Genomic DNA, 12383 nt, shown 5'->3' on the forward strand with positions numbered 1-12383 from the left:
CGTGTGTACAGGGCAGGTTACCCACGCGTTACTCACCCGTCCGCCGCTCTTCTCCGAAGAGAATCGCTCGACTTGCATGTGTTAGGCACGCCGCCAGCGTTCATCCTGAGCCAGGATCAAACTCTCAAATAAAAGTTTAACAGGCTCAGATACTGTTATATATCTGGCTTTGTTTGTTTGGTTTGTTTCAATTCTATAAATTAACCTACTGTTTAATTTTCAAAGTTCATTTTCTTGTTTGCCCTTTTCTTAAGGACAAGTAATACTATATCATCTTAATTTAATATCGTCAATACTTTTTTATTTTTTTTTATTTTTTTACATCCATATACACTAATATTTGTTTATGTAACTATATTTCCACATATTTTTTAATAATCTACTGAATATTAATTATCAAATTCCATAACATAATAATAATTAATATAAAATCATTTATCTAAAAATAATATATAACTTTAAATATTATGAAAGGAGAAGCTACTTTTAACGTAGCAGGCAATATCATGACTAACTTTAATAAACTAAAAGACTTATACGAAGATGGGTATAGATGTATATATCATGATTGTGTAAATAATAACTATACTATATACCTCAAAAATTTCGATTCTGAAAACTCAGAAATTGTTGAGTTAACTGATTCAAATGAATTTAATCAGTTTCAAAGTTATATGAATGATTTAAAAATGTCCTAACTCCTTTTAACTTATTTATAATAGAATAAATCTTACTACTAATTAATCATCTTTAGTTTTAATCATTAGTTATATTTTTTCTTAATAATTAATAATATAAAAATAGAGAGTTTTTACTACTCTCTATTTTGTGGTTACTATCTTTTTTATTAAATTTAAAAGTTCTTTTCTATCGAGCTCTAATTGTTTTTTGTTTTCTTTATATTCTTGAAAGTTAACAACTTTTCCTGTAGGTTTTTTCATTCTATCACTTCCTATTTAACATTATTAACTTATAAATTAATTCTATACAATACCCTTATTCCCTTCTATTTAAAATACAAATTTTCTTAAATAAATCCATATTTTAAAAAAAACATAGCTAAATCATATCATTATTCAACATTCAAATTTTATATTAAATTTTATTAGATATAATATTTTATTATATAACATGTTTATAAGTTTCTGAGATGCGATTTTAAAATCTGCATAATTAACTATATCAATTAATATAAAAACAGGCTAAGTTAATTTATATACTAAGCCTGTTTTTATATTAATACGAAATTATATTATTTAATTTGTTCCTTAATCCAGTTAATAGCTACGTCTAATTGTTTCTCTGGGTCTTTTTCTTCTATAGTCGGTTTTATACCTTTACCGTTGATATAAGCTCCACTTGGAGTAAAATATTGGGCAGTAGTTAACTTATACCCTGTACCATCCTTTAATTCTCTAACACTTTGAACTAGACCTTTTCCAAAAGTAGTCGTTCCTATAGATATTCCAGCTTTGTTGTCTACTATAGCTCCCGTAAGAATTTCTGAAGCTGATGCACTATTCTCATTTGTTAATATAGCCATTGGCAATCCTAATTTATCTTTGTCTGATTTTAAATATTCAGTGTTACCTTTATTATCCTTAGTATAAACTATTGTTCCTTCACCTATTAACTCATCAGCTATTTCCTGGCATATGGTTAATAATCCTCCACCATTATCTCTTACATCCAGTATTAGCCCTTTTATACCTTTTCCTTTTAATTGTTCTAATGACGATTTAAATTCTTTATATGTATTTTCACTAAATGAAATTATTTGTATGTAACCTATTCCATCCTCTAAAATTTTACTTTCTATACTTTTTGATATAATTTGTTCTCTCTTAACTTTAATATCAAATTCTTTTTTATCTCTTTTTAATGTTAATTCTACAATAGTTCCTTCTTTTCCTTTAATCATTCCGATCGCTTCATCAGATTTTTTTGCCGATACATTCTTTCCATCTACTTTTATTATCTTGTCTCCTGGTTGTATTCCACTTTTATCCGCTGGAGATCCTTCAATAGGAGATATTACGGTTATATATCCGTCATCTGATGAAGGACTTATAAATACACCTATTCCTACAAATGATCCGCTAGTTTGTTCTTTTAATCTATTAAATTCTTCCTCTGTGTAATATTGAGAATATGGATCTTCTAATCCAGAGAACATCCCTTTAATTGCTCCATCTACTAATTTATCATTCTCTGTTTTTTTATAAAAATCTTTTTTTATTTCGCCTTCTAACCCAACCATTTTATTGTATTTCTTATAACTCTCGTACATCTCTTTAGATACGACTACTCTATCCCCTATTGCAATTTGAAGAGTTGATGTAAATAGAGCTGTAACTATTACAAGAACTATCCCGTATATTATAGCTTTTTTCTTTGAAATCATTACGTTGCATCTCCTTTATCTAATCTACTATATATTATATGACCAGCTATTCTTTTTATTACCATTTCTCATTTGTGTTGATTTAAGTCAGTTGAATGTACTAAAATTTATCTTGGATATACATATCCATATTATACCATAGTAAAAGGGGTAGATTTTATGAAAAAACAATTTAGGAAAAAAGTTATCTCTGATAGAAAAAATCAAAGTCCTGAGTTTATAGCTAAAAATTCATCTATAATAACTGAAAAACTATTATCTTTAGACTGCATAAGAAATGCTAAAAGTATTATGCTTTACTTAGATTTTAATAATGAAGTTCAAACAGATGAATTAATTAATAAACTTATTTGTCTTAAAAAAGTTGTTTCATCTCCTATAACCTTGAAAGATGAACGAAGATTAATACCTTCTCAAATTACAAATTTAAAAAACGGAATCAAGATTGGTGCATATGGTATAAGAGAACCTAAAGATGAGTGTTCTCCTGAAATTGATGTACTCGACCTTGACGTCGTAATAGTTCCTGCCGTTGCTTATGATGAAAAGTGTTATAGATTAGGATATGGCGGTGGTTTTTATGATAGATTCTTAAATAGGCTTAGAGAAGATGCTATAACTATAGGCATAGCATTTGATTTGCAAATATTTCATTCTGTTCCTAAGGAAGATCACGATGCCCAGCTTGACTATATAGTTACAGAAACTCAAATATTAACATCTAATAAGTAAATATCCTATTTATTCAATTTTATTAAGCTTATTATAATCTAAAGTTTATTAAATACATAAAATACCAGCAAAAGTATTCCCTCAATCAAACTATTCAGAGAATACTTTTGCATTAAGTATCTATTTTATATTTATATCTTTTTTATCATCTTTTTTATGTTCTTCATCTCTAGTATATTCTCTTTTCTTATTACCATCATCTTCATCATCTTTATCTAACTTTCTATATTTCTCTAAAGTTTCATTAACTATTTTATCTATTTCACTTATATTTTTACCTGTTAATATCTCTAACCCTTCTTCAATATTGCTTATTGCATATATATTAAATTTACCTTCTTTTACAGCTTCCACAATTTCATCTTTAAGAAGAAGATTCTTAATGTTTTGTATAGGCATCATAACCCCTTGATTACCTGTAAATCCTCTAATCTTACATACATCAAAGAATCCCTCTATCTTTTGATTTATTCCTCCTATAGGTTGTATCTCTCCTTTTTGACTAACTGAACCAGTTACTGCTATAGATTGTTTTATTGGAATATCAGCTATGCTAGATATTATTGCATATAATTCTGTACTAGATGCACTATCTCCATCTACTCCATTGTAGTTTTGTTCAAATGTTATAGATGTAGTTATAGATAGTGGTTTTTCTTTACCATATCTAGCGCCTAAATATCCACTTAATATTAATACTCCTTTATCATGTATACTACCACTTTGCTTAATTTCTCTTTCTATATTTATTACCCCTCTTCTACCCTTATATGTAGAAGCTGTTATTTTCGATGGTTTACCAAAAGAATATTCTCCTGTTCCCATTACCGCTAATCCATTTATTTGCCCTACTTTTTCACCATCTATATCTATTAGTAATGTTCCATCTCTAAACATTTCGTTTAACTTCTCTTCATATTTATTACTTCTGTATATCTTTTGGTCTATTGCTTTTTGAACATCTTCTGCAGTTATATATATATTATCACCCTGACTAACCGCATCAGCTTCATATATTATATCTACAATTTTATTAAATCTAGCTGTAAGTTTATCCTTATTATCACTCATTCTAGTACTATACTCTATTAATTTTTCTACAGCTAACTTATCGAAATGTTTTAGGTTATCTTCATTACACTTATTTGCTATTAATTGTACCGTCTTATATATATTTTCTTTATTCTTGTCTATTTCAATATCAAAATCAGCCATTATCTTAAATAAATTTCTGAAATCTTCCTCATATGCATATAAAATACTATAGTAATAACTATCTCCTACTAATATAACTTTTATATCTAAATCAATCGGCTCTGGCTTAAGGGTAGATGTTACTAAATATCCATATTGCTTATTTAAAGATTCTATTGCTATTTTTTCTGTTTTCAGACTCCTCTTTAAGCAGTCCCAAGAAAATGGATTAGATAGTAAATCCTTCACATTTATAATAAGGTATCCTCCATTAGCCTTATGCAATGAACCAGGTTTTATTTCCATAAAGCTAGTAGTTAATGCTCCTATTTCATTTTTATAATCTATAGAACCTGTCAAATTATAATATGTAGGATTATTTTCTATTATTATTTTACAATCATCACATTCTCCATTATCTATAAATAGATTAACTTTATATCTATTAAAAAATTTTTCCTCACTTTTAGGAGACATAATGCCCAATAGTGCCATTGGGCTTTGTTGATTCTCTTCGTTTTCAGTTTTAAATTTAGATATATTATTTACTATATCATTGCACAGATCATTTATATATTTTTGAGTTTTTTCATTTTTTCCATATTTATTTAATAAATACTGACCATAAAATCCAACTAAACTTCTACCTACATTTCTATCTAGATCACTATTTTTATTTTTATATACATCTTCACATGCTTTTATTTTATCTATATAATCTTTACTTTCTTGGTTCAACTTAAGCCCATCTTCTCTTAACTTTCTAACTTCTATTGCTGTTAACTTACCTAACTCCTCTTCTTGCATCAATGTCCCATCTTCTTTCATAGGAACACTCATAAGCCCTCTTTCTGTAACTTGAAACTTAAAACCTTTAGGCTTGGCAAACTCATTCAGTTCATCTATGATTTTCTGAATATTTTCTTCTAACTCAGTCATTAATAATCTATTGTGATATTCATATTCTTTAGAATTAAATATTTTAGGAATTTCATATTTTAACTTTTCTATTATATCATCTATATCTTTTTTAAATACTTTACCCTCTCCAGCCTTAAAACATAAAGCTGTTGGTTCATTGGGATTCTTGAAATTATTTACATATAACCAGTCTTTCAGGTTTCCCCTCATTTTAGCATGTTTCTTTATTAGTGTATGTGTATATCTAGTTCTTCCTGTTCCACTTACACCCGCTACATATATGTTGTATCCCTTTTGCTTCATTTCAAGACCAAACTCTATAGCTTGTGCCGCTCTGTCTTGTCCTATTATATCTCTTATAGGAACTATATCTTCAGTTGTATTAAAAACTATATCTTTCAAGGACTGCTTAGATTTTAAATCTTCCACTTTAACTTTATATTTATCTATATTCAACATTTATTCACCTCTCAACATCATTTTAGGATTTATTTTTCCCTACTTCTTGGTAAATAATTAGTAAATATGAAATAAATTATAAAAGGTTATTTTAGTAGTCTACTAAAATAACCTTTTAATGTTTTATGTAATTTATGAATTATTTTTCCTTTATCGTATTTAGCTCTATTCTATCTGGCAATTCGTCAAGATTTGTTTCTACAACTATGTATGCATATGATGATTCTTTTTCTTTATATTTAGCCTCTACTCTCATCACCTTTTTATCATCTTCTTGGATTATATCTATTTTATCCATTTCTATACCATGTTGACTATTATTTCCTCTTGTTATTATTACATATATCTTTTTGTCTAGTTTTACAGCCAATGCTCTCTCTTCATTCGTATACTTATCCATCATATCTAATATTTTCTCTGGTACTGCTTCTCTTTGCACCATTGTGTAATCTACTGGTTTAGAATTTTCCATAAACATATTTGGTATAATAACAAATCCCCCTATTATAAGTGCCACAATCATTACACCATATATTAACCCTTTAATATTAAACTTTATGTTCATCATTATCACCCCCATATATTTTAAATATATGAAAGTTATACAAACCTTAGAAGAATAAAATTTATTTCATCCATATCTGTAAACATATTATTACTGAACTGCCTGTCAGTAAATTGAATAAAAAAAAGATATAGCCTTTAAAACTAGACTATATCCTATCTTAATTATTATTTTTTAGCTAAAGCTTCTTTAACAGCATTAACAATCTCATCAGCTGTTAAACCATATTTTTTTAATAGTTCACCAGGTGTTCCAGATTCACCAAATACATCTTTAACTCCTACTTTTTTAACGACAACCGGACACTCTTCACTTACAACTTCACTTACTGCAGAACCTAATCCACCGATTATACTATGTTCTTCAGCTGTTACTATTGCCCCTGTTTCCTTAGCTGCATTTATTATTAGTTCTCTATCTATAGGTTTTATAGTAGACATATTTATAACCCTAGCATTTATACCTTCTGATTTTAATGTTTCAGAAGCCATTATAGCTTCATTTACCATTATTCCACAAGCTATTATTGTAGCATCATTTCCTTCTCTAACTATTACACCTTTTCCTATTTCAAACTTGTAATTTTCATCAAATAGCGTAGGAACAGCACTTCTTCCTAAACGAACATACATCGGTCCATTAAATTTTGCTGCTTCAAATATCATTTGTTCTGTTTCTACACCATCCGCAGGTACTAGAACAGTCATATTAGGTATAGCCCTCATTATAGCCATATCTTCTACACTTTCATGAGATGCCCCATCTTCTCCTACTGTAAGTCCAGCATGAGTAGCACATACCTTAACATTTAATTTAGGATAACATACTGAGTTTCTTATAACTTCGAAAGCTCTTCCTGTAGCAAACATAGCAAAACTACTTGCAAAAGGAATCTTTCCAGCAGTAGCAAGACCACAAGCTGCTCCTATTAAATTTTGTTCAGCTATCCCCATGTTGAAGAACCTCTCTGGAAATGCTTTATAAAAATCATTTGTCTTAGTAGACTTTGATAAATCTGCATCTAATACAACAACTTTATCATTACTTTGTCCTAATTTAACTAATGCTTTTCCATATGCTTCTCTAGTTGCTATCTTACTCATTGTCTACACCCCCTAATTCTGCTAATGCTCTTTCTAAATCACTATCACTTGGAGCTGTTCCATGCCATCCAGCTTCATTTTCCATAAATGATACGCCTTTACCTTTTATAGTTTTAGCAACTATCATTGTAGGCTTTTCTACAGTTTCTTTAGCCATGTCTAAAGCTGCAAATATTTGATCAAAATCATGTCCATCTATTTCTATTACATTCCATCCGAAAGCTTTAAATTTATCAACTATAGGACCTATATTCATTACCTTTTCTACATCTCCATCTATTTGAAGACCATTGTAGTCTAAGAATGCAACCATATTATCAAGTTTGTAGTGAGCAGCACTCATAGCAGCTTCCCATACTATTCCTTCTTGAACTTCTCCATCACCAAGTATAGTATATACTCTCCATGGTGCATTATCTAATTTAGATGCCATAGCCATACCACAAGCTACTGAAAAACCTTGTCCTAATGAACCAGTTGACATCTCAACTCCTGGAGTTCCTTTCATATCAGGATGTCCTTGTAACATATTTCCTATTTTTCTTAATCCTTTTAACTCTTCTCTATCAAAGTATCCTTTGTGAGCTAAAGTTGCGTATAACACTGGTGCTGCATGTCCTTTTGATAAAACAAATCTATCTCTATCTTCCATTTTGCAATTATTAGGATCTACATTCATCTCATCAAAGTAAAGGGCTGTTAATATCTCAACAGCTGATAATGATCCTCCTGGATGTCCAGACTTAGATCCATGTATCATAGAGACTATATCTTTTCTGACACTACATGCAATCTCATTTAATCCTTTATGGTCTCTCATGTAATTACCTCCCTGTGTTTGTAAAGTAAAATTTACTCATATGTAATATGTTTTTCTAATCTCATATTATTATATCACTTTTATAGATTTTTTTTACTCTATTTTTTGAATTAAACATATTATATATACTTTTTATACGTTTTTTTATATTTATTCATCATAATTACTATTTTTGTAATCATAAAATCTTCTTTATATACATTTATTTATTAATAATGCAACTTAAAACTTCATTTATGTAACACTTTTATTTAAGATATTATATTTATAATGAATTTATATCAAAGTTGAATTATAATTTTTTAAATGCAGTTTAATTATTTTAATATTTTTTGAAATTACTTATCAATAAGTATCTAATTGGATTAAATATATTTTATTTAATAAAAAAAATTATTGATATTAAAATAATATCAATAATTTCTCACATCACAAATAGCCCTAAACTTATTTGAAGACTATCATCAACTTTTACCATCATATTCTTATCTAGACAACCTATTTTTTCTCTTAGTCTTTTCTTGTCTATAGTTCGTATTTGCTCTAAGAGAATAACAGAATCTTTATTAAGCCCGTATTCATTAGCGCTAATCTCTATATGAGTAGGCAACTTTGCTTTATTAATTTGAGATGTTATAGCGGCTACTATTACAGTTGGACTGTACTTATTTCCTATATCATTTTGTATTATCAAAACTGGTCGAACACCACCTTGTTCAGATCCAACAACCGGACTTAAATCAGCGTAATACAAGTCTCCTCGCTTTATATCCAAGTTAATACTCACCTTGAGCAATCTTCCCTTCGATACTGTCATCGGAAGATACCTCATTTGTCATACCTAATTCAGCTAATGATAGGTTAATTTGACCCATTTCTTTATAACCTTTAATCATAGATTCTCTAAAATCTATTTTTTTCTTTTGGGTTATATAGAATTGAAAAGCAGCTTTTGCAAAATCTTCTCTATTGCTATTCTCCATCTGGACGATATAATCTACTTCAGATACGAGAGAATCGGGTAAAGTAAATATAATTTTCTCATTACTTTTTTTGTGCACAAAATCGCCTCCCCGGGTATACTATCAATTTTATTTTATCAAATAACTACCCACTTGTAAAATTGCATTTCTTTCCATATAAACTCGGTCAACTCTCCTTGATATCATGCATAACACTTCATAATTTATAGTTTCTAGGTCATTTGCTATATTTTCGGCTGTTCCATTCTCTTCTCCAAATATTATAACCTGGTCACCAATTTTTATGTCTATATCTTTATCAATTCTAACCATGCATTGATCCATGCATATTCTACCTACAACATCAAAGGATTTTCCCTTTATCCATACCTTAGGATTTGGTTGCATCCTTGTAAACCCATCAGCATATCCAATAGGTATCGTTACTATTTTTTCTTTACTGTTGCACTTATATTTTAGTCCGTAGCTTATCCCTATTCCTGACTCTACTTCTTTTATATGAGCTATTGTTGTTTTTAGCGTCATGGCAGGCTTTAATAAAAGCCTTTCTTTGATTACATCGTCAGACGGATAATGTCCATATAGTACAATTCCACACCTAACCATATCAAACTTTAAATCTGGCAGATCCATAGTAGCTGCACTATTTGATACATGTTTGACAGGTATGTTTATTCCAATCAATTCTAACTGTTCAACCATAAACTTAAATCTTTGTACTTGAATATTAGTAAATTCTTTACCTAATTCATCCGCAGTAGCAAAGTGAGTATACATACCTTCTAAGTTTATATTTTCTAGTTCACAAATTTGATTTATATCTTTTATTGAGTCCTCATTTGGTTGAAATCCTATTCTTGTCATTCCAGTGTCTATTTTAATATGAACAAAAGCTTTTTCTTTTATACATTTTGCAACTTCATTAATTTTTTGTGCCATTTGTAAAGAATAAATAGTCATAATTATATTGTTTGTAATAGCAATTTCTAAAGATTCTTCTGGAATATATCCTAAACATAATATAGGAAGTGTTATATCATTTTCTCTAAGTTCTATAGCTTCTTCTAGCCTAGCAACCGCTAAGTAGTCAACCCTTTCCTTCTCTAGCAATTTTGCAATTTCTACTGAACCATGGCCATATGCATTAGCTTTTAGTACTCCACAAATTTTAGTATCTTCATTCAATAACTTTTTTATATTATTTAAATTAAACTTTACGTTATCTAGATTTATCTCCGCCCATGTAGGAGCTGTTATTCTACTTTTCATCTCTTTTGTCCCCCTTATTTTTTATATTCAAAATCTTTATAACTAACAGTAAATCTAGTATCCCCTTTAACATCTAATATTTCCATCTTTTCAGGGATTTTAGTCTCAGTATTTAGATACAATACTTGTTTATTAAAATATTCATCGTCTCCTGGTATGTATGTTTCTAAAATTAAATTTCCTTTAGTTAATTGCATTTTCATTTCTTCATTTTGCAGATAATTTTTTATGAAATCTCCTATAAACATATATTGGTCATTTCTACCTGTGTTAGGTAACTCTACTATATCGTCTATATTAGGATTTTTAATAAATACTTTATCCTTTTTATACTCCATAGTTTTTCCTTTTAAATGTTCTGGAGAGATTACCTCTAATTTATAATTATTTGGCTTATTATAATTATGAATAAAGATATAATTATGTGCACTTTTATTACCAACTACCTCTACTTCTGCACTACATTTATACGACTTCATAGTCGAAATTTTCTTTTGAAATTCTTCATATACTTCTTCTTTTGTGGACTCTCTTTTTTGACATCCTATAATAATGCCTAGTATGATAATAGTTATTACTATTAATTTAGCCCACTTTATCTTCACAAAGTCCTCCTATTAAACTTTATTCATTGTACATAGCTTTTATTATATCGTATCTACATATAATACCTCTAAGCGTATTTGTGTGATCTACAACAGGTACTCTATTGATTGATTTTTTTATCATAATATTAGCTACATCGTCAAATGTATCATCTTGATGAACCTTAACTATTTCTGTAGACATTAAGTCTTTCACTTTATATGCTGCTATCCTTTTTATATCCTGTTCCATTTGTTTAAAATTATCTAAAAACAATAATCCTTCTAATATATTTATAGCCTTTGGCGCTTCCACATATTTTTCTTTTTTCATTATGTCTGTTTCAGAAATTATACCCACTACCTTCTTATTCTCATCTACTACTGGCATTCCCCCTATCTTTTCTTTTATTAATAACTTCGCTACATTTACTATGCTATCATCTTTATTTGCTATTATTACATCCGTTGTCATTATATCTTTAGCTGTTTTGTTTTTCATTTTATCACTCCTTAATTATAGTTATAGCATTTGCTACAGCATATTCTTTACAATGAGAAATTGAAACTTTTATTTCTAAAACACTATAATCTATGCAGATTTGCTGTAAATTATTATAGGTTTTAACTATGGGTTTACCTAATTCATCTCTTAATACTTCAATATCTTTGAAATTAAAATTTCTTATACCAGTTCCTATAGATTTACTAATAGCCTCTTTAGCTGCAAAATTACCTGCTATACTCTCCGGGTTAAAATCTTTTAATTCAAAATATTTTATTTCGCTATCTGTAAACATCTTATTTAAAAACCTAGGATTGCTCTCTATTGCATCTTTTATTCTTTTAATTTCAATAATGTCAATTCCAATATCTAGTATATTCATAATATCCTCCCAAAAGTCCTTCTATATTTATTTTATTCCTATTAAATAATAATATTCAATGACTTCTACTTTTAATTTATAACAACTATTATAACTAATTTTTATAAAAATAACATAAAAAACCCTGTTTGCTTATGCCGATAAAGTCCTTCAAAATCAAGTCCATTTCTCAAGATTTAAAGGTTAGAAGTTATAAATCCTTAATATATAAAAAGGACTAGGTAAAATACCTAGTCCTTTTTATATATTAAATCTTGCTATTATATCCAATCAGCAGATTCAGTTACTATAACTGTTTTCTCTTTATCTACGTTCATGAACCCTCCAGAGATTTTAGCATCTTTGTAGTTTCCATCTTTTTTTATACGTAAAGTTCCAGTTGCTAGTCCTGTTACTAAAGGTCTGTGGTTTTTAAGTATACCTCTATCTCCTTCAGTAGTTCTAACTATAATCATCTCTGCT

14 protein-coding genes and 1 rRNA gene are annotated in these 12383 nt (G+C 28.7%); 2 read left to right on the plus strand and 13 right to left on the minus strand.

Annotated features, from left to right (window positions below; translation table 11 throughout):
- Positions 1-132, minus strand: a 16S ribosomal RNA gene (locus VLM92_RS07265); the annotation flags it as partial.
- Positions 133-467: 335 nt separating this feature from the next.
- On the opposite strand from VLM92_RS07265, the gene VLM92_RS07270 reads away from it, so the two are divergent.
- Positions 468-698 (plus strand): hypothetical protein, encoded by a 231-nt coding sequence (locus tag VLM92_RS07270; RefSeq protein ID WP_325275672.1) that lies wholly within the window; start codon positions 468-470, stop codon positions 696-698.
- A 554-nt stretch (positions 699-1252) separates the two neighbouring features.
- Here the strand turns inward: VLM92_RS07270 and VLM92_RS07275 are convergent.
- A complete protein-coding gene (locus VLM92_RS07275) occupies positions 1253-2404 on the minus strand; it encodes a S41 family peptidase (RefSeq protein WP_325275673.1) in 1152 nt (383 codons plus the stop codon).
- Positions 2405-2563: 159 nt separating this feature from the next.
- On the opposite strand from VLM92_RS07275, the gene VLM92_RS07280 reads away from it, so the two are divergent.
- A complete protein-coding gene (locus tag VLM92_RS07280; protein WP_325275674.1) occupies positions 2564-3136 on the plus strand; it encodes a 5-formyltetrahydrofolate cyclo-ligase in 573 nt (190 codons plus the stop codon).
- A 120-nt stretch (positions 3137-3256) separates the two neighbouring features.
- On the opposite strand, the gene VLM92_RS07285 is transcribed toward VLM92_RS07280, so the two are convergent.
- From VLM92_RS07285 to VLM92_RS07335, 11 genes are all read right to left on the minus strand, one after another.
- Positions 3257-5710, minus strand: a complete 2454-nt coding sequence (locus VLM92_RS07285; RefSeq protein WP_325275675.1) for a Lon protease family protein — start codon at positions 5708-5710, stop codon at positions 3257-3259.
- Between the two features lie 139 nt (positions 5711-5849).
- The gene (locus VLM92_RS07290; RefSeq protein WP_325275676.1) at positions 5850-6275 is read right to left on the minus strand and encodes a hypothetical protein; all 426 of its coding nucleotides are present in this window, start codon (positions 6273-6275) and stop codon (positions 5850-5852) included.
- A 167-nt stretch (positions 6276-6442) separates the two neighbouring features.
- Positions 6443-7378 (minus strand): transketolase family protein, encoded by a 936-nt coding sequence (locus VLM92_RS07295; RefSeq protein ID WP_325275677.1) that lies wholly within the window; start codon positions 7376-7378, stop codon positions 6443-6445.
- Positions 7371-8198, minus strand: a complete 828-nt coding sequence (locus VLM92_RS07300) for a transketolase (RefSeq protein ID WP_325275678.1) — start codon at positions 8196-8198, stop codon at positions 7371-7373. Before VLM92_RS07300 ends, VLM92_RS07295 begins: the two co-directional genes overlap by 8 nt.
- A 424-nt stretch (positions 8199-8622) precedes the next feature.
- Positions 8623-9015, minus strand: a complete 393-nt coding sequence (locus VLM92_RS07305; protein ID WP_325275679.1) for a type II toxin-antitoxin system PemK/MazF family toxin — start codon at positions 9013-9015, stop codon at positions 8623-8625.
- Positions 8975-9259 carry an antitoxin gene (locus VLM92_RS07310; RefSeq protein WP_325275680.1) on the minus strand — a complete coding sequence of 95 codons (285 nt, stop codon included), beginning with the start codon at positions 9257-9259 and terminating at the stop codon, positions 8975-8977. The genes VLM92_RS07305 and VLM92_RS07310 overlap by 41 nt, the downstream gene beginning before the upstream one ends.
- Before the next feature lie 30 nt (positions 9260-9289).
- On the minus strand, positions 9290-10450 hold the full coding sequence (alr, locus tag VLM92_RS07315; RefSeq protein WP_325275681.1) for an alanine racemase: 1161 nt from the start codon (positions 10448-10450) through the stop codon (positions 9290-9292).
- Between the two features lie 14 nt (positions 10451-10464).
- Positions 10465-11055 carry a germination lipoprotein GerS gene (gene gerS / locus VLM92_RS07320; RefSeq protein ID WP_325275682.1) on the minus strand — a complete coding sequence of 197 codons (591 nt, stop codon included), beginning with the start codon at positions 11053-11055 and terminating at the stop codon, positions 10465-10467.
- A 19-nt stretch (positions 11056-11074) separates the two neighbouring features.
- On the minus strand, positions 11075-11536 hold the full coding sequence (locus VLM92_RS07325; protein ID WP_325275683.1) for a CBS domain-containing protein: 462 nt from the start codon (positions 11534-11536) through the stop codon (positions 11075-11077).
- Positions 11537-11540: 4 nt separating this feature from the next.
- On the minus strand, positions 11541-11921 hold the full coding sequence (gene acpS, locus VLM92_RS07330) for a holo-ACP synthase (RefSeq protein ID WP_325275684.1): 381 nt from the start codon (positions 11919-11921) through the stop codon (positions 11541-11543).
- A gap of 260 nt (positions 11922-12181) precedes the next feature.
- Positions 12182-12383 (minus strand): hypothetical protein (locus tag VLM92_RS07335; protein WP_331681717.1); only part of this gene is annotated, 202 nt, incomplete at its 5' end.

The organism is Romboutsia sp. (genome assembly GCF_035470145.1).
GTDB lineage: Bacteria > Bacillota > Clostridia > Peptostreptococcales > Peptostreptococcaceae > Romboutsia_D.